The sequence below is a fragment of the Phytobacter ursingii genome (assembly GCF_001022135.1).
GTDB lineage: Bacteria > Pseudomonadota > Gammaproteobacteria > Enterobacterales > Enterobacteriaceae > Phytobacter > Phytobacter ursingii.
The window spans coordinates 2710531-2729300 of record NZ_CP011602.1 but is presented as its reverse complement, the minus strand read 5'-3'; the positions used below and the strand labels follow the sequence as shown (position 1 = coordinate 2729300).

The window sequence follows — 18770 nt, the reverse complement described above, 5'->3', positions numbered from 1 at the left end:
AGATCGATAGAAAGGGTGTCGGGTTCAACAAGCTGCAATTCTATTATCTTATGTCGCTATTTAAAATATTTTTTTAGCTTTTGGTTTGTCATAATCATCTTTTTACGAAAAAGATTCTAAACAATTAAAGTTAACAGGATTAATAAGGTATAACCATGACGAATATGATCCACTATCAATTTAATACGCGAAAGAAAAAGTACGGACAAGGCGTTAGTCTGACTCTCCTTAATGAAAAAATGGGGAAAGATGTCATAGGATTTCATAAAAAACTTCCTGCTTACACGGTCACACCGTTACACTCTCTGCCACATTTAAGTCAACGTTTGCGTCTGGGTTCAATCCATATAAAAGATGAATCGCAACGCTTTGGTCTTAATGCCTTTAAAGGCCTTGGAGGAGCGTATGCCGTAGGTAAGTTCCTGGCGGAAAAGTTAAAATATAATATTCATGATCTCACCTTTTCTGCGCTTAATGCACCAAATGTCAGAGAGAAAATTGGCGATATAACGTTTGTTACCGCGACAGATGGGAATCATGGTCGAGGTGTTGCATGGGCGGCAGAGCAACTTGGACTAAAGGCCGTTGTTTATATGCCGAAAGGATCTTCAATAGTACGTGCACAGAATATACGTAATCATGGTGCTCAATGTACCATCACCGATTTGAATTATGATGATGCGGTTCGTTTGGCTGATAAGATGGCGCGAGAACAAAATTGGGTTCTGATACAAGATACCGCATGGGAGGGTTATGAACGGATCCCACTATGGATTATGCAAGGCTATATGACCCTGGCTATTGAGGCTTATGAACAACTGCTTGAAAGTGAGCGTACTTTGCCAACCCATATCATTTTGCAAGCGGGCGTAGGATCGTTTGCTGCAAGCGTTATGGGGTATTTCATCGAAAAAATGAAGACTGCGGCTCCCACGATCATCATTGTTGAACCTCACTCTGCTAATTGTTTATACCGTTCGGCTGTGGTAGGTGACGGGCAGCCACACAGTGTCGGTGGCGACATGGCGACAATAATGGCTGGACTGGCTTGTGGAGAGCCCAATGTCGCAAGCTGGCCTATTATTCGTGATAACACGGAATGTTTTATTTCTGCTGATGACAAACTGGCTGCAAATGGGATGCGTATCTTAGCTGCTCCACGTCCAGCAACTGATGTCCCATTAATATCTGGTGAATCTGGGGCTATCGGCGTTGGACTGATTTATGAACTGATGAGTCATGATGAATATAGTGAGTTGAGAGAAAAGCTTGCGCTGGATAATTGTGCGCATGTTTTACTTATCAGTACAGAGGGGGATACATCCCCAGATATTTATGACGATATCGTTTGGTTTGGCCGCAACTCTTAATTTTTTGTAACACATAAGAAGGGCGCCGATTAATCCTACAAGCCCTTTTTTGCGCCGGAAATATTTTAGAAATTCAGAGTGGAAAGATGTCCTGTATTCAAAATATGTACGGCGCTGGATTAAAAACTAATTACAATAGAGGCTAATATGTTAGAACAACTCTCTGAGGTTTTTGAATTTTTATGGGGTGGGCCATTATTTATTATTGTTATTGGTATTGGTTTGTATTTCAGTGTGCGGTTGAAGTTTTTTCAGATTTTGAATTTGCAGTCTATATATATTAATACAATCGGAACAATTGCAGGTAAAAACAGGAAAAATACATTAGGTGAGGCCGCTTCAAAAAAATCATTAAAATCTATTGAAGTTGCCGCGACGGTATTATCCGGTACTCTTGGTGCGGGTACGATTGCGGGTGTTGCTGCCGCTATCGCTATCGGTGGGCCGGGTGCTATTTTTTGGATGTGGCTGATCGCAATTGTCGGTATGATGACTAAAATGGCTGAAGTCACTTTAGCTGTCAGATATAGAATGAAAGGAGAAAATGGCGAATATTATGGTGGCCCTATGCATTACATAAAAAAGGGCCTGGCAAAAAAATGGCACCCATTGGCAAGCTTGTACGCTGTTGCCCTAATGATATTGGTTATTACAGATGCTTGCTTCGTGCAGACGAATACCATGGCTGCGGTGATTAATTACACCTTTGGTATTCCTCCCTTCGCAGTTGGTTGTTTTATTGTTGTGGTGGGTGGAATCATTATATTCAAAGGGCTGTCCAGTCTGGGTAAATTCTGTACTTTTGCGTTACCACCTATAACTATCGCGTATTTTATTGGCACTGCATGGGTTGTAATTTCTCATATTGAAACCGTTCCTCACGTTGTTGCAACTATCTTTCATTACGCCTTCGCGCCAGCCCCGGCGACAGGGGGTTTTGTTGGTTCGACTATCTTAATGGCAATCAGCAAAGGGGCCAGTAGGGGGATCTTTACTAATGAAGCGGGTATGGGGACATCAGCAACCGTTCATGCAACGGCAAACGTAGACTATGCCTTTCGTCAGGGGATGTGGGGGGCTGTTGAAGTCTTTTTTGTTTCAATGATCACATGTAATTTTACTGCTTTTGCAATACTTGCTTCCGGCATATGGACGAATCCGGACTACCAGGGCATTCAGATTGTTTTTGCGGCATTAAAAGAGACGTGGCATCCGCTTATTGTTCAATTCCTCTGCCTTGGCGTGGCATTGATACTTTTCGCCTCATATCTGGGCTCATATATTAAATTCCGTACTTCGATCAATTATCTGTTCGGCGATAAGCTAGAGAAGATGATTAAGTGGATCTATTTCGTCCCACCACTCATTGCCGTTGGGATGGAGATCCCTGTTATTTGGCTTATGGCTGATATTGCGGTCGGTTTCCTGGTAATACCTAACGTCATTGCTCTTTTTCTTTTACGCAAAGATTTTTTTGCTGAATTTGAAAAGTTCAGAGAGTACGCTAAGCGACAGGTAAACCTCTGTAATTCGAATAGCGCGGAACAAGATCGCCCTGAAAAATGAATAGTTAAGTTTTCTGCTTATTACTCTCAAAAGCGTCCCGTTTGGGACGCTTTCTGACATTTTGACAGGAGTTAACTGGCCTTTTTAACTTGCGGCAGGTCGAACGCTTTGCGCAACGCACGCACAAAGGCTTTATCGTGGCAAATTGTTTTGCCGGGGCTGTCAGATAACTTCGCTACCGGTTTGCCATTACACTCAACCAGCTTTATCACGATGTTCAGCGGTTTCACATGCGGAATATCGCAGGTCAGACGCGTACCAATACCAAAGCCCAGCTTGATGCGGGAGGCAAAATGGCAATAGAGATCCAGCGCTTTATTGAGATCAAGATTGTCAGAAAAAATCAGCGTCTTCGACAGGGGATCGATACCAAGCTTTTCATAATGCGCGATGGCTTTTTCGCCCCATTCCACAGGGTCGCCAGAATCATGACGCAAACCCTGGTAACGTTGCGCAAACACAGGCCCGAAATCACGCAGGAAGGCATCCATGGTGATACAGTCTGTCAGGGCAATACCGAGTTGCTCCGGGTACTCTTCCAGCCACGCGGCGAGTGCGGCACGTTGACTGGTAGCCAGATCCGGGCTGATTTGCTGGTGTGCCTGGAACCATTCGTGAGCCTGGGTCCCCATTGGCGTGAGCGACAGGCGGCGTGCAAGATCGTAATTGCTGGTGCCGATAAACCAGGGCTCTTGCTTGAGGCGTGCCACGATAGCGTACTGCACCTCGCGTGAGAAACGGCGGCGCGTGCCGAAATCCATCAGACGGAAACCTGACATATCCAGCTCTGCAGTGCGGGTAGCAAAATCCGCCAGTTTTGTTTCAAGATGCAGCAGGGCCTGCTGAACACCCACCTGCGGAGAGCGGCAGCGATGCACAAGCTCGCTAATTACTGCCAGTAGCGGCACTTCCCACATAATGACTTCGCGCCATGGCCCGGACATGCGAATGTTCAACTTGCCATTATCATTTATGACGGTCACTTGCGACGGGTCATAACGGAAATTACGCAGCCACTGCAGGTAATCCGCTTTGAAGAAGGGGAGGCCGGACAGCCACTGGTATTCGTCTTCCTGCAGGCGCAGATGTTGCATTGCGTCAATTTCTTCGCGAATTGCGCTGGCATAAATGCCGAGAAGATCGTCGCCGCGGCAGCGAAATTCAGCTGTAACATGCACATCGTAGTAGTGATGGAACACCGCCTGTTGCATATGCAATTTGTAGGCATCAGTATCCAGCAGCGTCTGCAGAGCAGGGGAAGCGAGTCGTGTCATGGTGCGCCGTAGCATCCTCTCACAGGAGCGTTTAGTACAATAAACAAAGCAGGTGGAAACCGCTGGAGTATACCTTGTTTATTGATTTATTGAACCCCGATCACACCATATCGCGCAAAACGGGTCGAGGGCATTTCGTGCCGCATGTTACTAAAATGTATAACACACCGCTCTAACTACTTGAATTTAAAATGCCTTACTAGCCGCATTCAGCCCCTTGGGGCATGGATGGGGCAAACTCTGACAACTTCTGGTTTAGTATAGACACTTGCTCAGCACTGCTTTCTGACATCCACTTTCCGTAAACCTTAAAGACCATCTGAGCGTTAGCGTGCCCCATCTGGGTTGCTATAAAGCTTGGGTTGGCTCCGGCAGACAACGACCAGCATGCATAGGTATGCCGTGACTGGTAGGCGTTACGATAACGGAGCCCTGCACGCTTGATAACCGAAGCCCAGATTTTATTAATTGAATTCACTGCATAGTGATATCCTGTATGAACACCACGCCGGGTACACTGAGGACTGAAAACAAAGGTGCAGGGGTGAATGACTGACCGGCCATACTCCCGTAACTTCACTTCAATCTCGTACTGTCTGCCCAGGCGTGTTAGTTCGGCCTGACTTTTAAGGGCTTCGATTGCTGGCTTGATGAGAAAAATCACCCTGTCAGTTCCCGCCTCGGTTTTTGGCAGGGTGAACTCATCAGTTTGGGTGTGATTGCGCTTGACCGTTAACGTACCAGCTTTCAAATCAATGTCCTCCCACGCAAGCCCGCACAGCTCCCCATGCCTCATGCCTGTATAAATCGCCAGCGACCATAAATTCTTCAATTGCTGGTGTCGGCATGCCTCTATAAACCTGATAAATTCATCGCGGCTGAGTGGATCTGGATCGGCTTTAGCCTTCTTTAGCCTGTTAATTCCGCTAAACGGGTTTTGCTTTATATATCCGTTATCCTGCGCAAACTGAAAAATTCCAGACATAAGAGTCATGTAGTTGTTTACGGAAGGCGCTTTTCTTCCCTTAACCGGTGTGCGATATCCCTTCTTCATGACCTGGTAACCAGTCAGTAGATCTTTTCGAATGAACAGCAAATCTTCGGTTGTTACCGCTGATACAAGTTTTCTACCTCCCAGGCGGGGTAGCATATTCTTGATAATTGACTCGTAGCGACTCATGGTATTTGTGCTGATCTCCATTCTTTTCAGCTCCACCCACTTATCGGCGAGTTCTTTCACCGTGATTTCCTTTCCGGATTGCCCGAAGCGGGCAAGGTTGGGTGAATCCGGAAACTGCTTTGCATAGTCAAACTTTCCCATGCGAATAGAGAAGCAGACCGACGTTCGCAGATCTCCGGCAACCTTCCGGTTTTTAGCGGTATCAGGAACGCCGAGATTTTCCCTGACTCGCTTACCATTATATTTGAACCATATGCGGAGCGAACCGCCATGATTCTCAACGCCCGTTGGGTATGATGCTTTACTCATATATCCCTCCCGACGTCCAGGAGCACCTTAAGCTTACCCGTTTCATGTGCCTTAATCACCAGATTGGTTGTTTTTGTGCGGCAATCCATGCGTCAACCGCCTTGCGGTTATACATGCATTCGCTGGTGGGTTTCGGTTCACCATCTGGTGATACGTGCTTGTATTCCCGTCCAAGAAGCCAGGAGTTTTTACGCGCCCGGGCGATAGTGCCAGGCTTCATCCCGGTAACCGCAATCAGCAGTTGCTCGGTAACCCATTCGTTCGGTTCCACCTGAATAATCGTCTGCATACCCACCTCACACCTTTTTAGTGAAACCAGCGCTGATCACGCTTTTTGCGATGGCTGCCGGCTCTGCTTCATGCAGTTCATCGTCCTCGCCCAGCACCGCCTTCATCAGCTCATTTTGCAGAATGCTGTCATAATCGCGCGGCCGGCATTCAGTCGGCATAGCAAATGAATTACAGTAAAAAAAGACATCAATCGTTATCTTTGCCGCTTCTTCTGCTGTCCGTTCTGTCTGGCGATATCCCGCCTCCCAAATAGCGTCAGTCATGGTCGACGGATCGCCGTTAGCAGCCTTAATCAGCTTCACAAGTTCGAAAATATTTGATTCACTCACCGCAAGCCTCCAATTTGTCGGTTGCATAACGAACGCAGCGAGTGAAAGAAGAGGGCGTAACAATCTCCCGAAGCTCTGCAATGAGATATTCATTGTGTTGCTGGCGATTCTCTTCGTTCTTTTCTTTTTCCTGCTGACGGAGGACTGCCAGTTGTGCGGTAATTAGGCGACGCTTCGCTTTCACGGCGCGCAAGGCCTTTTCCGCACTTTTCCTCCATGAACTAAATTCAGCGTTGTTGGTTGATTGATCGAGCAGATGCTCAATACTCAACTGTGCACGCTCAGCGTTGACCAATTGCTCCAGGCAAACGGCAATGGTGCTCAGATTGCTGGTATCAATAAGGATTTTCTGCATCATTCTGATTTCCCCTGTTCAGCGGCAATAATCGCATCCACCATTCCCAACATCGTGGCAGCCATGTCGTCGTAATCCTCCCAGTCAACATCATTCAAAAAGTGCTTTACACATACCGGAGTAATCTGTGCCAGCAGATGCTGGCGATATGTCATACCGAGCGCCGTTGCATTGCTGGGGCATGGTAATGCCGTGCTCTTTTCCGTCAGGCTAGCAATCTCTTTATTGCTCATCATTGGCTGCCGGCCGGCATTGGTCATTTCAGTTTTCATAGCCATCATTTTTCCTCAATGCGTATTGGATTTAACTGGCAGGTCTTCACCCGCACGAAGACGAACGGCAACATCGGTGAATATTTCGTCCAGAAATTCGTTAAACCATGAATGTCCACTCTCGTTAAGGCGCTGGTCATTGGCCTGGTAGAACTGGTAAACAGCGATATGGGCTTCCGCTGGTTTGTGCCGGATAAGGTCTTCTTCCACGTACTTAATCAAAACCTTCTCGATAAGTTCTCTCGTAAGCCCCAGAGCCGTTCCACCATCCCGGAATACATAATCGCCTTCACGAAACCCAAAGCGTTTACCGCATTCAATGAGGTACAGAAGCGCTACGGAACCACGCATGTGAGCGCAAACGGATTCAGCCCATTCCTGCTGCTCTGCGGCGGTCAGCGAGCTATTACCGTAACGATTTTCGTCCAGCATCCATGACGGAACGCTGCAGCCATCCCGTTCGCTCAGAACTTTTAACCGGGCAACCAGACGTTTAATTTTTGCTTTTTCGATATCGTTCATTTTCTGTCCTTAACTTTCGAATAGCGCTCATGACTCATTACTTCCCAGCTTTGGCCGCCGTCGCGTGACAGCAGCCGCCAGCGTCGGTTAACCCGAAGGCTCAGATTTCCTGAGCGATGCATGCGGCAAGGGTGAACCCGTTTGTTTCTGTACTGGCGTAGAACGAAAACCGCCTGTTCATGCACCCACTCAGGAATGCGTATTGGTGTCAGTGCCACAGGTACCGTCCTTTAATTCCCGCTGGATGGGGTAACAGTCCATCCGAACTTACGGGCCAAATTGATAAACCCGTCCAGGGTGAGAATCATCTCGTCGTCAGTAAGGCGACGTTCAGAGACCAGCCCGTTTTGCAGATACACCAGTACACGACCGGAGAAGTCCGGGGAGACGTGCAGGTCAACTGTCCGCACTGGCAACGGAATTGAGACGCCGTCGCGCACAAACGTTTTCTGGTTAGCATGCATTCTGGAGCCTCCGTTTTTTCATCGCTTCTTCGGCCAGGGTTTCAATTAACGCATCCATGAAATACACGGCATCAGGCGTTAATTTGCTTCTGCCGATGCAGTCGGCGTAATGTCCCGAAATAATTGATTCCGCTTCGGCGCGTCTATGCGTGTCGTAAATCATTTGTTCGAAGAGCTTTATTAACGCTTTCGTTAATACTTCTTCGGATAACTCAACCGGGAATAAAGCTCCGTTATCCAGTTTTGCCATCTGAATATTGCCGCCCGTTCTGCGCATAACAGAATCCAGCTTTGCTTGTACAAGTCGGCGGCGACGGGTTTCAATCAGGTTGTTTTTATTTGCCGTCATTTAAGGCCTCGCTTTCAAGTGTCTGCATAAAACAGCTAATTGGTATTGACAGTTGGTAAGCCAGTTCGAACAAACTTTTAACCTCTGATGGTTCGAGTTCATCTGAGGAAAGCGAGGCAACTTTAAGGAGTGAGTAAAGCTGATAGCTTTTTAACTCAGTCTCCTGAATATCAATTTCACTAGCCATAATTACACCCCATATGCTTTGCGAAGATAAAGAATCGCAATGTCCCAATATCCAGCGGCAGCCATTATTTTTGCCAATTTAAAAGCCGCATTGTTCTTCATACGAACCGCCTTATTGCAAGAGAAGCGACGACACGCCCATAAATCTTCATATCTTCGCGCTCATCTGCGCAGAGGGTATATGTCTGATACGCCTTGTGATCAGAAGTAATCATTAATTCATTATCTGGCAAGATGGAGACTCTTTTAATAAATAGGACTTCACGGCCAAATACTAATCTAGTGAATACATAGATACCGTCTATTTTTATTTCTCCAGCGCAATCAACGAACGCGACCACCTCACCGGGTTCTATTGTGGGTTGCATGGAATCACCATTCATGCGGCAAGTCATTACCATTCCGCCGTAGTCATTAACCTGACTTGGACCGAAGAGCAATTCCGGTTTAATAATTGGTTGCTTAATCACAGAAAGTGAGTTTTGCATTTTCTTTTCCTCATGTTGCAGGAATCCCCACCTAGTGAGGTGTAATTAACGCCTGGGAATATTTATTTGTAAATTTTTTGTATCTTATCTGACAGTCCGGGAATAACACTTAAGATATACAATTCCATCTCGTTTAACTTTTGAGGGTTATTTATATTGCAGAAGCGAATAAATTCGTTTTCAATAGATACGTAAACGGTACTTTTGTAAGGTTCCGTCATATCAGTATGCAAACTAACTTTTAACTCTGAAAAAATATCTCTCAAATTTTCTTTTAGGTAGGCAAGCACATAAGGGAAGCTTTTTAAAACAATCATGGCGACGGATTTAGAGATGGATTCCTTAGATGAAAATGCAGCAGTGAGGAATGCAATACCGCGATCACATTTATAAATACCGTAATACTCAACATCATCAAAAATAACAGTCTCTAACAGATAACCACCGTCACTTTTGCAACGCTTGTGATTCATGAAGAGCCCTTTATTATCGATCACCGGAAACGTAACATATTCACCAGGGGCTACCCTGATGGAAACTTCTTCAAACTGTTCAATTGGTATAATACTCATTTCATTGGCTCCGTTGTTTGCCGTTGAAATAAATAATACTGTAAGTGCTATTACTTGCAATACTAAAAGTAGGATTATTTTTGTACTTTTAGTTTAGTTGTTGATAATTAAGACATAAAAAAACCCGGCAATGCCGGGTTGTAAGGTCATTTTGGCTTAAAGCCACATCATTGCTTGTACAACGACACCTATAATTTTGCAATTGCCGTTGATTGGGATGAGTGGGTATTGAGGGTTTAACGGTTTTAAGTATTTGTTGCCAGCATCAATTACCAATTTCTTAAACGTCGCTTCATTAGCATCGGTCAGTTTAGCGATAACAAGGTTACCATTCTTTGCTTCTTTTCCAGTATCAACAAGCACATACATCCCCTCAGTGATGCTTAAGCCCACAGGTGATGTCATGGAATCGCCCTGTACTTTAAGCCAAAATCCTTGCCCTTCTATATGCGCATCAGAGTCATACCAGTCGTCGATTTCCTTAAGTGTGTATGGCTCTACTGCTTCGGCCCAGGAACCAGCGCTGACCCAACTGATCAGCGGATATGATCCTCGGGGCTTAACTGGCCCCTCATATTTGACATTAGAAACTTGTGATAGTAATTCCGCTTCCTTAGCTAGTGAAGGGCTAAAGCTGGATATCGGTTCTCTTAATATTCTCGCAAACACAGCCGCTACGGGAAGGTTTAAAGGATTTCGTCCATTTAGATAGTGCCCCACGGCTCCCTGAGAAATACCTAATTCGTCAGCGATATCTGCCTGCGTAATTCCTAACTCTTTCTTCTTTGACTCATACAAAGCTTTCAGGCGGGAAGCATCTTCAAGCTGTTCTGTCGTCAGGGTGCGTTTTTTTTCCATTTCTCAATTTAATACCAAAAGTTTGATTATGTCTCCTACTTATAGTACGCTATGTTTTAATACTTATGGTAGTATTTTGTGGTGGGGGTAAAAATGGTCACCAAAACATTAAGTGAATACGTAGAAGAGCACGGGCAAGTAAAAACTGGATTAGCCCTTGGCATTTCGCAAACGGCAATTAGTAAAGCACTGAGACATAGGAGAAATATTATTGTTGAAGTGCAACAAGATGGAACGATATGTGCGCGGGAAGTTAAGCCATTTCCGTCACAGAAGGCAGCCATGTAACCGGAGGTTTTATGTACCCGGATTATGTGCAGATTGAAATGCCCGCTCGATACAGCCAGGCAGATGCGGAGTGGATTCAGGAACAGTTGCTCCGGCTGCCACCTTCGCTTAGGCGGAAAGTCGCTCAGCGATACGCGGAAGTTTATGAAGTTGAATTTGAGGCTGAGCCTGTTTCTTTCCGGCAGGAGAACCGGGCAAGGCATGAGGCCAATACACGGCTTCGCAAATTTGTAAGAACGCACGGGCGTGCAATTCAGGGTTACACGGCTGAGCCGCCCCTGGCAGGAACGCAGTAAGCGGGACTGAGGATAACCGGACTTAAAGGCGTCTGGTTGCATGTCGGCTTAAAGATGCCGGGTGCTGGTGGCTGATTCTTCGATTGTCTGTTTTTTATCTTTGTACCAGCTTGCGAGTACATGAGATGGGGAAGAGGGAAGAGGGGGGTAAGGGGGGAGATGGGTGTTAGGGAAGGGAAGGCATCCTTTTCCAACAGACAACTCCATAGGTTAGGTGGGTACCGATCTAAGAGACAGGGCTTAAAACGGAGTTGTACTAGTTATCTGGTACACACCCATAGCCAACTCAGATCGGGAATCGTTCTTCCTGGAATAGTGGATTTAGAAGGTGGTGGTGATGCTGAATATCAAACCCAATTTCGCACAGGAACGCGGACTGAGCATGCTGCGCCTTGGCTGGAAGGCATACAACTCTTTCATGGTCTACGCGCCAACTGGTAGCGGTAAAACCGGGCTGGCAGCATTCATCACTGCGGGTCATGTCAGTCGTGGTAAACGTGTTCTGTTCGTCGCTCCATATACCGTCTTATTACGTCAGACTGCCAGCCGTTTTGTCAGTTATGGACTCGATGCTGCTGATATCGGGCTCGTATGGGCTGAGGCTGAGAAAAGCGAGATCGACCCGGATCGTCTGATTCAGATTGCCAGCGCAGACACGCTTACCCGTCGGGACTTTCCTCAGAACATTGATCTGCTGATTATTGATGAAGCTCACCTCCGTAAGCGCGGAATTCTGAAAGAAATTGAGCGGCTGACCACTGAGACAGGGGTAAAAGTTATAGGTCTCTCCGGGACGCCATTCTCTCCCTGGTTGGGACGCTATTATCAGCACCTGATTAAACCTACCACCATCAGCGAATTGATTCAGCGGGGAGATCTGAGTCCGTTTGAGTTCTATGCACCGACAAAGCCCGATCTGAAAGGCGTAAAAACGTCCTCATCAGAGGAGTACGGCAGCGACTACAACGAAAGCCAGTTGTCAGAAATCATGTGCGGATCTGACCTGGTGGGGGACATCGTGGACAACTGGCTGCGTAATGGTCGCGACCTTCCAACCGTGGCGTTCTGCGTCGATAAGGATCACGCCAACTTCGTTACCATGCAGTTTGTAAGAGCGGGCATTAACGCAGAAGTCATGGTAGCAGAGACCCCTCACGATGAACGGCAAGTGATAATCCACCGTTTCGAAACGGGCGCCACAAAAATTATCGTCAGCGTCGGTGTGCTGGTGGCCGGGTTCGACAGTGACGTGCGCTGCGTTATCTACGCCCGCCCGACAAAGAGCGAGATCCGTTGGCTACAGGCAATTGGTCGCGGACTTCGCACAGCACCTGGAAAAAGTTCCTGCCTGATATTTGATCACAGCGGAACGGTTCACCGCCTCGGCTTTCCGGATGCTATCGAATATGACGAACTGTTATCTAAAAGCGACGGCATGAAAGAGTCAGCAGCCCGCGCAATCGAAGAGCGGGAAGAGAAGCTACCAAAAGAATGCCCGGATTGCCATTTCATGAAGCCTGCCAGGGTATACGTCTGCCCTAAATGCGGGTTCAAACCTCTGGTAGGCGAAGACGTGCAGACCGACACACAGCGCAATATCAAAAGGCTCAAAAAGGGCGAAAAGGTTTACACCAAATCCGATAAACAGTCCTGGTGGAGTCAGATCAAGTTCTACCAGCGCCAGCGCGCATCGATGGGTAAGCCCGTGAGCGATGGCTGGTGTGCCCATACCTTCCGCGACAAATTCAACGAGTGGCCGAACGGTCTTAGTGACTTTCCTATGGAGATCACGCCAGACGTCAGCAACTACATAAAACACAAACGTATCGCCTTTGCTAAAGGCCGGGAGAAATCCGCACAGAATGCAGCCGGGTCGCCTGCCGACTGCGCAGAGGAAACACAAAAAATCATCAGAGCAAAACATCAGATGGCAGATATCCGCAGCATGTTGGGGAGAAAAAGCGCGTGAAAACATCAGAAGCAGCAAAAGGCCGGTGGTCAGAGATTTTTGAATATTACGGGCTTCCGCCTGTTACGGGTAAAAACCATTTCAAGGGTGAATGCCCGGTGTGCGGTGCGCGTGGAAAATACCGCGTCGATGACAGAGACGGATCGGGTTCATGGATTTGTGTCTGTGGTAGTGGTGATGGTATGTCACTGCTGGTTAAAACTCAGGGGAAGAGTTTCAGCGCAATCAGCACGGAAGTGGATCAGATCATTGGTAACGATTACCGCCACGAAAAGATTCCGGTACACAGCTCAGCCGCCAGATTACGCCAGCGTACCATCAGTAAGTTTGCAAAGCTGGCGCCGTTACGAGGCACTGCGGGTGCTGGTTATCTGCAACACCGTGGAATTACCAGACTCCCCGCAGATGCCATCAGGTTCTGCGATAAGCAGCGTCACGCAGGTAAGGTCTATCAGGCGCTTTATGCGCTTGCCACGGATGACAAGGGTGAACTGTGTTACCTGCACCGCACGTTACTGGAGGGCGAACATAAGGCACCCCTCGGAGAAAGTGCCAAACGCCAGAAATCCATGCAGGAAGAGAACTATCTTGAATACGCCCGCTCTGTGGCTATCCGCATGTTCCCTGTATCCTCGACTCTCGGTATTGCTGAGGGTATCGAGACGGCACTCTCCTGCTATCAGATTTATGGCGTGAATACCTGGGCGGTAATGAACAGTAACTTCATGAAGAAATTTCGCGCACCGACCGGGGTAAAACACCTTGTCGTTTTTGCTGATATGGACAGGCATTCGGCGACGGGCCAGGCAGCCGCATTCGAGTGCGCCCATGCCAATTTGCTCGCAAAAAACGACCTTTTGAAAGTCAGTGTGCGCTGGCCCGATAACGGAGATTTCAATGACCTCCTGATGAATGGAGATCAAGTCAGGGAATTGGTATTCACCAAAAAACAGCAGGGGGCCGCATGAAACTGGAATCACCGCCCAAACATTTTATCTCTCTGGGGTGGTATAAAGATTATCTCCCCCGCATTAAAAGAATCAATCAACAGGAAGGCTAACAGATGACATTAAGCAAACTTGATATTGATGGGTTCCTTGAATCGCCACGGGTTTAACAGACACCTCAGAGTCATTTAAGATGGCTTAAAGAGAGGTGCCCATGAGCGGTAAGCGTTATCCCGAAGAGTTTAAAACTGAAGCAGTCAAACAGGTTGTTGATCGCGGTTATTCTGTTGCCAGCGTTGCAACACGTCTCGATATCACCACCCACAGCCTTTATGCCTGGATAAAGAAGTACGGTCCGGATTCTTCCACTAATAAAGAACAGTCAGATGCTCAGGCCGAGATCCGCCGTCTCCAGAAAGAGCTGAAACGGGTTACCGACGAACGGGACATATTAAAAAAAGCCGCGGCGTACTTCGCAAAGCTGTCCGACTGAGGTACGCCTTTATCCGTGACAACTCCTGTTGCTGGCCTGTTCGCCTGCTCTGTCGGGTGCTGGATGTTCATCCCAGTGGTTTTTACGCCTGGCTTCAGCAGCCGCATTCACAACGCCATCAGGCAGACCTGAGACTGACAGGACAGATTAAACAGTTCTGGCTGGAGTCGGGATGCGTCTATGGTTATCGCAAAATCCATCTGGATCTGCGTGACAGCGGGCAACAGTGCGGAGTAAACAGAGTCTGGAGACTGATGAAACGTGTCGGAATAAAGGCTCAGGTCGGATACCGAAGCCCGCGGGCACGTAAAGGCGAGGCCAGTATCGTGTCACCCAACAGGCTCCAGCGACAGTTCAATCCGGATGCTCCTGATGAGCGTTGGGTAACGGACATAACCTACATCAGGACCCACGAAGGCTGGCTGTATCTTGCCGTTGTTGTTGATCTGTTCTCACGCAAAATTATCGGCTGGTCCATGCAATCCCGGATGACAAAGGACATTGTCCTGAACGCACTGCTGATGGCTGTATGGCGGCGTAATCCCGAAAAACAGGTGCTGGTTCATTCGGATCAGGGCAGTCAGTACACAAGCCATGAGTGGCAGTCGTTCCTGAAATCACACGGCCTGGAGGGTAGCATGAGCCGTCGCGGTAACTGCCATGATAATGCGGTTGCAGAAAGTTTTTTCCAGTTGTTGAAACGTGAACGGATAAAGAAAAAGATCTACGGAACGCGGGAAGAAGCCCGCAGTGATATTTTTGATTACATCGAAATGTTTTATAACAGTAAGCGTCGGCATGGTTCTAGCGAACAGATGTCACCGACAGAATATGAAAACCAGTATTATCAACGGCTCGGAAGTGTCTAGATTATCCGTGGCGATTCATTACTCTTTCCCGCATATATTTGATAAAGCGATAGCGGGGAGGTCTTGTGAAAAGAACAACAACTGCCTTCCTGATGGCTGGATGTATCGCCGCGGGTTGCATGCTACATTATCATCTGTACAGACTGATGCTGGTCGATGACGTAACAGCCAGCAATCAAAGGATTGCAGATGAGAAAATGGGTAACTGTGTTGATACTGCTGGCGTGTTTCCTGCTGGGAGTGGTGATGTATGTAAGCATCATCAGTGACCTTGAGGTTGATTTTCGTTCTCTGCACAAAAACTAATTTGTTAAGCCTCGCTACTTGCGGGGCTTTTTCGTATACAGGCCTCGCTGACGGCGACTCATTACCCAACTGTCAGGCGCTTGCGCAGAGGCCGCCATCTTTGGTCGCTGGACCGTTCCCTCTACAGGTCTGGTTGTGATTGCTCCGGCGACCAAAGCCCAATCGTTGACTAAATCACCGTTATAACTGTAAATTAAAGGCGTGGTGAATCCCCCTGTGCGGCGGGGCATTACTGGCGGTCTTTGAGTTTATATATGCATGCGGAACGTTGCAGCCAGTCAGCGTTTTACCGGGAGGCACCCGGCACCACGTATAACAATTATCGATTTTGCTAATATTCCTTCAACCTGTGCTTCCCCGTGCAGGTTTTTTTTGTGGTTTTCGGTAGTTACTCATCAATCTGATGAAACAACCACATATGATTTTCCCCGTCTGAATTGGTTCCTAAATTTTCGCTTCGACAAATCTCCAGCCTCAGGGCGCTGGTAAGATTTGCAAAGTCGGTCTTACCCCAGTTTGCAGTGCGATTAAGCATAAGAATGTCGGAGTCGTTGGCATCAGTGTTAACTTCATAATCCACATTGAGGACTTTGAAAAGATACTCTTTCCTTTGAACAATCCCTTTGGGAAAAACGAAAATTACATCGGCCATAACTACCTCCTGAAACATTGACCCCTTGATTATCGACGTTACGCAAACAATCTTTAGAGCAATAAAGTAGTCGCCTTTCTTTTCTAACAATAGACACTGTCGGTTCACTTCATAGTGAACCAGATCCCAAAGAACACTTGCTGTCTTTTGGCTTTAGTCTTTCCAGGCCAGACATAAACAGCCTCACAATCATATCAAACAAACAGCACTTCCCTGATGCGGAGGTGGAGCATGCTACGAATGGACAAACTTACAACCGGCATTTCGTACGGTGCTTCCGGCGGAAGTGCCGCCTACTGGTTTAAACAACTTCTTGATGGTTACACCCCAGAGCAGTGGGCTGCAATTGGTGTAATAGGCAGTCTTTTTTTTGGCTTGCTGACGTATCTGACAAGCCTGTATTTCAAAATCAAAGAGGATCGGCGCAAGGCCGCCAGGGGTGAGTGATGGGTAAAGCTAAAATCGCTGGTGGTGCTATCTGCTCAGTGATGGCAATCATCGCTATCATCGTGAGCAACGGGCAGGTGCGAACCAATCAGCGCGGACTTGAGCTTATCGGTAATGCAGAATCCTGCCGACGTGATCCTTACGTTTGTCCCGCTGGTGTTCTGACGGACGGTATAGGCAACACTCACGGCGTAAAAGCCGGTATGCGTAAAACTGATACGCAAATTGCTGCTGACTGGCAGGCAAACATTCTGGATGCTGAGTCATGCGTAAATCGCTATGGCAACGGACGCAACCTGTCCGATAACGCATTCAGTGCTGCTGTTTCAGTTACGTTCCGTGCCGGGTGCGGAAATCTGCGAACCTCTCAGATGTTCGCCATGTTCCGTAGTGGCAACATCACCGCAGCCTGTAACCAGTTTACCCGTTGGGTATGGGGAGGCGGACAGATATTGCCGGGATTGGTGGATCGTGCCGGAAAAGAAAAGGCTCTCTGTCTGGATGGTGCATGATGAAGATTCGTTATCTCATTGCGATCGGCGTTTTTATCCTGAGCATCTTCGGCGGCCTGGTGTGGTCGGCATTTCACTACAGCGACAAAGCCGCAACCGCTGAGAGCGAAAACCGCGTACTTAAGTCAGACAATGCTCTGCAGGGGCAGGTAATAGCCACTCAGGCATTCAATATCAACCGCTTCAATAAAACCGCTGAGACCGCCGCGCAGGCAAACGCAATTGTGGCCGGGAACAGCGAAACAACGGTAATAAAATACCGGGAGATATTACGCCGTGAAAAAACCTGCGATCTGCCTGTTCCTGATGATGTTGCTGGTGGGCTGCTCGAATACACGAACCGTTTACGTGCCGGGGCAATGCACGCCGATTCCACCGGGGCTAACTCAGCCGATAGTGGTGCCACTCCCACCAGCACCCTGACATATTGTCAGGCGGTGTTATGGATTCAACCGCTGCTGGCCGCTATCGAAACAGCGAACAACCAGCTAGCGGGAATTCGCGACATTGAGCAACAACGACAACAACCAACAGAGGACACACCATGACCGTTCGTGCCAAGTTCCGCTGTCACTTTATCCAAAAAGCTGACGACAATTCTCATTGCACTGTCCACATGAGCCCCGTTACCAACGACACGCCAGAAAATAAAACCTGGTCGAAGTACACGCCGGGTGGCCTGCTACAGATGCACATCTCTAACCCCGCTGCGTTCAGCCAGTTTGAGCAGGGCAAAGAGTATTACATCGACATCAGCTCAGCCAATTAACTGGTCTGAAAGCATATGTGCGCGAGCAGTGTTTGAGGTGAATTAATACGGGGTAAGAATGATGAGTAAAGTCGGTAATGACTCCAACTTACTGATAGTGTTTTATGTTCAGATAATGCCCGATGACTTTGTCATGCAGCTCCACCGATTTTGAGAACGACAGTGACTTCCTGCCCAGCCTTGCCAGATGCTGCCTCAGATTCAGGTTATGCCGCTCAATGCGCTGCGTATATCGCTTGCTGATAACGTGCAGTTCTCCCTTCAGGCGTGATTCATAAAGCGGCCAGCCATCCGTCATCCATACCACGACCTCAAAGGCCGACAGCAGGCCCAGAAGACGCTCCAGCGTGGCCAACGTGCGTTCACCGAATACGTGCGCCACAACCGTCCTCCGTATCCTGTCATACGCGTAAAACAACCAGCGCTGGCGTGATTTAGCGCCGACGTAACCCCACTGTTCGTCCATTTCCGCGCAAACAATGACGTCACTGCCCGGTTGTATGCGTGAGTTTACCGACTGCGGCCTGAGTTTTTTAAGTGTCGTAAAATCGTGTTGAGGCCAACGCCCATAATGCGTGCACTGGCGCGACATCCGACGCCATTCATGGCCATATCAATAATTTTCTGGTGTGTACCGGGCTGAGAGGCGGTGTAAGTGAACTGTAGCTGCCATGTTTTACGGCAGTGAGAGCAGAGATAGCGCTGATGTCCGGCAGTACTTTTACCGTTACGCACCACGCCTTCAGTAGCTGAGCAGGAGGGACAACTGATGGAGATGGAAGCCACGGGAGAACCTCAAAAACACCATCGTACACTAAATCAGTAAGTTGGCACCAT

General features: G+C 47.9%; 28 protein-coding genes. 12 read left to right on the top strand and 16 right to left on the bottom strand.

The genetic code is table 11. From position 1 onward, the window contains the following. The first annotated feature begins 155 nt into the window (after positions 1-155). On the top strand, positions 156-1370 hold the full coding sequence (gene dpaL, locus AB182_RS16415; protein ID WP_082137069.1) for a diaminopropionate ammonia-lyase: 1215 nt from the start codon (positions 156-158) through the stop codon (positions 1368-1370). A gap of 147 nt (positions 1371-1517) precedes the next feature. Then, entirely contained in the window at positions 1518-2936 is a 1419-nt protein-coding gene (locus AB182_RS16410; protein ID WP_047371034.1) for an alanine/glycine:cation symporter family protein, read from the top strand. 71 nt (positions 2937-3007) lie between these two features. On the opposite strand, the gene pncB is transcribed toward AB182_RS16410, so the two are convergent. From pncB to AB182_RS16345, 14 genes are all read right to left on the bottom strand, one after another. After that, entirely contained in the window at positions 3008-4210 is a 1203-nt protein-coding gene (gene pncB, locus AB182_RS16405) for a nicotinate phosphoribosyltransferase (protein ID WP_047371033.1), read from the bottom strand. Between the two features lie 199 nt (positions 4211-4409). Next, positions 4410-5699: a tyrosine-type recombinase/integrase gene (locus tag AB182_RS16400; RefSeq protein WP_047371032.1), complete on the bottom strand. Its 1290-nt coding sequence runs from the start codon at positions 5697-5699 to the stop codon at positions 4410-4412. Positions 5700-5754: 55 nt separating this feature from the next. After that, on the bottom strand, positions 5755-5988 hold the full coding sequence (locus AB182_RS16395) for an excisionase family protein (RefSeq protein WP_047373332.1): 234 nt from the start codon (positions 5986-5988) through the stop codon (positions 5755-5757). 7 nt (positions 5989-5995) lie between these two features. Next, a complete protein-coding gene (locus AB182_RS16390; RefSeq protein ID WP_223883611.1) occupies positions 5996-6346 on the bottom strand; it encodes a hypothetical protein in 351 nt (116 codons plus the stop codon). Continuing rightward, complete coding sequence (locus tag AB182_RS16385) at positions 6312-6677, bottom strand: hypothetical protein (protein ID WP_047371030.1); 366 nt, start codon at positions 6675-6677, stop codon at positions 6312-6314. Before AB182_RS16385 ends, AB182_RS16390 begins: the two co-directional genes overlap by 35 nt. Next, on the bottom strand, positions 6674-6946 hold the full coding sequence (locus tag AB182_RS16380) for a hypothetical protein (RefSeq protein ID WP_139153708.1): 273 nt from the start codon (positions 6944-6946) through the stop codon (positions 6674-6676). Before AB182_RS16380 ends, AB182_RS16385 begins: the two co-directional genes overlap by 4 nt. 15 nt (positions 6947-6961) lie before the next feature. Beyond that, on the bottom strand, positions 6962-7468 hold the full coding sequence (locus AB182_RS16375; protein ID WP_047371028.1) for a hypothetical protein: 507 nt from the start codon (positions 7466-7468) through the stop codon (positions 6962-6964). Continuing rightward, positions 7465-7653, bottom strand: a complete 189-nt coding sequence (locus AB182_RS33475; protein WP_420488913.1) for a ParE family toxin-like protein — start codon at positions 7651-7653, stop codon at positions 7465-7467. The genes AB182_RS16375 and AB182_RS33475 overlap by 4 nt, the downstream gene beginning before the upstream one ends. A 45-nt stretch (positions 7654-7698) precedes the next feature. Beyond that, positions 7699-7932 (bottom strand): hypothetical protein, encoded by a 234-nt coding sequence (locus tag AB182_RS16370; RefSeq protein WP_047371027.1) that lies wholly within the window; start codon positions 7930-7932, stop codon positions 7699-7701. After that, positions 7922-8281: a hypothetical protein gene (locus AB182_RS16365; RefSeq protein ID WP_047371026.1), complete on the bottom strand. Its 360-nt coding sequence runs from the start codon at positions 8279-8281 to the stop codon at positions 7922-7924. Before AB182_RS16365 ends, AB182_RS16370 begins: the two co-directional genes overlap by 11 nt. Beyond that, complete coding sequence (locus AB182_RS16360; protein ID WP_047371025.1) at positions 8268-8468, bottom strand: hypothetical protein; 201 nt, start codon at positions 8466-8468, stop codon at positions 8268-8270. The genes AB182_RS16365 and AB182_RS16360 overlap by 14 nt, the downstream gene beginning before the upstream one ends. A 97-nt stretch (positions 8469-8565) precedes the next feature. After that, a complete protein-coding gene (locus AB182_RS16355; RefSeq protein WP_047371024.1) occupies positions 8566-8955 on the bottom strand; it encodes a S24 family peptidase in 390 nt (129 codons plus the stop codon). A gap of 62 nt (positions 8956-9017) precedes the next feature. After that, positions 9018-9527: a hypothetical protein gene (locus tag AB182_RS16350; RefSeq protein WP_047371023.1), complete on the bottom strand. Its 510-nt coding sequence runs from the start codon at positions 9525-9527 to the stop codon at positions 9018-9020. Positions 9528-9683: 156 nt separating this feature from the next. Further along, positions 9684-10385, bottom strand: coding sequence for a LexA family protein (locus AB182_RS16345; protein WP_047371022.1), 702 nt, complete (start codon positions 10383-10385; stop codon positions 9684-9686). 93 nt (positions 10386-10478) lie between these two features. On the opposite strand from AB182_RS16345, the gene AB182_RS16340 reads away from it, so the two are divergent. From AB182_RS16340 to AB182_RS32340, 6 genes are all read left to right on the top strand, one after another. Further along, positions 10479-10673, top strand: a complete 195-nt coding sequence (locus AB182_RS16340) for a Cro/CI family transcriptional regulator (protein ID WP_047371021.1) — start codon at positions 10479-10481, stop codon at positions 10671-10673. 11 nt (positions 10674-10684) lie between these two features. Continuing rightward, entirely contained in the window at positions 10685-10969 is a 285-nt protein-coding gene (locus AB182_RS33080) for a hypothetical protein (RefSeq protein ID WP_047371020.1), read from the top strand. A gap of 382 nt (positions 10970-11351) precedes the next feature. Continuing rightward, positions 11352-12938: a DEAD/DEAH box helicase gene (locus tag AB182_RS16330; RefSeq protein ID WP_047373331.1), complete on the top strand. Its 1587-nt coding sequence runs from the start codon at positions 11352-11354 to the stop codon at positions 12936-12938. Next, a complete protein-coding gene (locus AB182_RS16325) occupies positions 12935-13906 on the top strand; it encodes a DUF7146 domain-containing protein (RefSeq protein ID WP_047371019.1) in 972 nt (323 codons plus the stop codon). The genes AB182_RS16330 and AB182_RS16325 overlap by 4 nt, the downstream gene beginning before the upstream one ends. Before the next feature lie 193 nt (positions 13907-14099). Further along, positions 14100-15247 (top strand): IS3 family transposase gene (locus AB182_RS16315; protein ID WP_085949497.1). Its coding sequence is split into 2 segments (ribosomal slippage): positions 14100-14337 and positions 14337-15247, totalling 1149 coding nucleotides; the frame shifts between segments, so codons are not numbered across the junction. A 65-nt stretch (positions 15248-15312) separates the two neighbouring features. Then, positions 15313-15516 (top strand): hypothetical protein, encoded by a 204-nt coding sequence (locus AB182_RS32340; RefSeq protein WP_139153707.1) that lies wholly within the window; start codon positions 15313-15315, stop codon positions 15514-15516. A 425-nt stretch (positions 15517-15941) separates the two neighbouring features. On the opposite strand, the gene AB182_RS16310 is transcribed toward AB182_RS32340, so the two are convergent. Then, on the bottom strand, positions 15942-16205 hold the full coding sequence (locus AB182_RS16310; protein WP_047371018.1) for a hypothetical protein: 264 nt from the start codon (positions 16203-16205) through the stop codon (positions 15942-15944). Between the two features lie 231 nt (positions 16206-16436). Here AB182_RS16310 and AB182_RS16305 point away from each other — a divergent pair, with 231 nt between their 5' ends. From AB182_RS16305 to AB182_RS16290, 4 genes are read left to right on the top strand one after another with little or no spacing between them, the layout of a single operon-like run. Then, on the top strand, positions 16437-16652 hold the full coding sequence (locus AB182_RS16305; RefSeq protein ID WP_047371017.1) for a class II holin family protein: 216 nt from the start codon (positions 16437-16439) through the stop codon (positions 16650-16652). Then, positions 16652-17164 (top strand): lysozyme, encoded by a 513-nt coding sequence (locus AB182_RS16300; protein WP_047371016.1) that lies wholly within the window; start codon positions 16652-16654, stop codon positions 17162-17164. Before AB182_RS16305 ends, AB182_RS16300 begins: the two co-directional genes overlap by 1 nt. Next, positions 17164-17712 (top strand): hypothetical protein, encoded by a 549-nt coding sequence (locus AB182_RS16295; protein ID WP_047373330.1) that lies wholly within the window; start codon positions 17164-17166, stop codon positions 17710-17712. Before AB182_RS16300 ends, AB182_RS16295 begins: the two co-directional genes overlap by 1 nt. Next, complete coding sequence (locus AB182_RS16290) at positions 17709-17933, top strand: hypothetical protein (protein WP_047371015.1); 225 nt, start codon at positions 17709-17711, stop codon at positions 17931-17933. The genes AB182_RS16295 and AB182_RS16290 overlap by 4 nt, the downstream gene beginning before the upstream one ends. A gap of 88 nt (positions 17934-18021) precedes the next feature. Here the strand turns inward: AB182_RS16290 and AB182_RS16285 are convergent. After that, positions 18022-18719 (bottom strand): IS1 family transposase gene (locus AB182_RS16285; protein WP_223883564.1). Its coding sequence is split into 2 segments (ribosomal slippage): positions 18022-18470 and positions 18470-18719, totalling 699 coding nucleotides; the frame shifts between segments, so codons are not numbered across the junction. Positions 18720-18770: the final 51 nt, after the last annotated feature.

Bases quoted from the DNA above. Each gene is read 5' to 3' on its own strand.
- dpaL (WP_082137069.1), top strand. From the start codon at position 156: ATGACGAATATGATCCACTATCAATTTAATACGCGAAAGAAAAAGTAC.
- AB182_RS16410 (WP_047371034.1), top strand. From the start codon at position 1,518: ATGTTAGAACAACTCTCTGAGGTTTTTGAATTTTTATGGGGTGGGCCA.
- pncB (WP_047371033.1), bottom strand. From the start codon at position 4,210: ATGACACGACTCGCTTCCCCTGCTCTGCAGACGCTGCTGGATACTGAT.
- AB182_RS16400 (WP_047371032.1), bottom strand. From the start codon at position 5,699: ATGAGTAAAGCATCATACCCAACGGGCGTTGAGAATCATGGCGGTTCG.
- AB182_RS16395 (WP_047373332.1), bottom strand. From the start codon at position 5,988: ATGCAGACGATTATTCAGGTGGAACCGAACGAATGGGTTACCGAGCAA.
- AB182_RS16390 (WP_223883611.1), bottom strand. From the start codon at position 6,346: ATGCAACCGACAAATTGGAGGCTTGCGGTGAGTGAATCAAATATTTTC.
- AB182_RS16385 (WP_047371030.1), bottom strand. From the start codon at position 6,677: ATGATGCAGAAAATCCTTATTGATACCAGCAATCTGAGCACCATTGCC.
- AB182_RS16380 (WP_139153708.1), bottom strand. From the start codon at position 6,946: ATGAAAACTGAAATGACCAATGCCGGCCGGCAGCCAATGATGAGCAAT.
- AB182_RS16375 (WP_047371028.1), bottom strand. From the start codon at position 7,468: ATGAACGATATCGAAAAAGCAAAAATTAAACGTCTGGTTGCCCGGTTA.
- AB182_RS16370 (WP_047371027.1), bottom strand. From the start codon at position 7,932: ATGCATGCTAACCAGAAAACGTTTGTGCGCGACGGCGTCTCAATTCCG.
- AB182_RS16365 (WP_047371026.1), bottom strand. From the start codon at position 8,281: ATGACGGCAAATAAAAACAACCTGATTGAAACCCGTCGCCGCCGACTT.
- AB182_RS16360 (WP_047371025.1), bottom strand. From the start codon at position 8,468: ATGGCTAGTGAAATTGATATTCAGGAGACTGAGTTAAAAAGCTATCAG.
- AB182_RS16355 (WP_047371024.1), bottom strand. From the start codon at position 8,955: ATGCAAAACTCACTTTCTGTGATTAAGCAACCAATTATTAAACCGGAA.
- AB182_RS16350 (WP_047371023.1), bottom strand. From the start codon at position 9,527: ATGAGTATTATACCAATTGAACAGTTTGAAGAAGTTTCCATCAGGGTA.
- AB182_RS16345 (WP_047371022.1), bottom strand. From the start codon at position 10,385: ATGGAAAAAAAACGCACCCTGACGACAGAACAGCTTGAAGATGCTTCC.
- AB182_RS16340 (WP_047371021.1), top strand. From the start codon at position 10,479: ATGGTCACCAAAACATTAAGTGAATACGTAGAAGAGCACGGGCAAGTA.
- AB182_RS33080 (WP_047371020.1), top strand. From the start codon at position 10,685: ATGTACCCGGATTATGTGCAGATTGAAATGCCCGCTCGATACAGCCAG.
- AB182_RS16330 (WP_047373331.1), top strand. From the start codon at position 11,352: ATGCTGCGCCTTGGCTGGAAGGCATACAACTCTTTCATGGTCTACGCG.
- AB182_RS16310 (WP_047371018.1), bottom strand. From the start codon at position 16,205: ATGGCCGATGTAATTTTCGTTTTTCCCAAAGGGATTGTTCAAAGGAAA.
- AB182_RS16305 (WP_047371017.1), top strand. From the start codon at position 16,437: ATGCTACGAATGGACAAACTTACAACCGGCATTTCGTACGGTGCTTCC.
- AB182_RS16300 (WP_047371016.1), top strand. From the start codon at position 16,652: ATGGGTAAAGCTAAAATCGCTGGTGGTGCTATCTGCTCAGTGATGGCA.
- AB182_RS16295 (WP_047373330.1), top strand. From the start codon at position 17,164: ATGAAGATTCGTTATCTCATTGCGATCGGCGTTTTTATCCTGAGCATC.
- AB182_RS16290 (WP_047371015.1), top strand. From the start codon at position 17,709: ATGACCGTTCGTGCCAAGTTCCGCTGTCACTTTATCCAAAAAGCTGAC.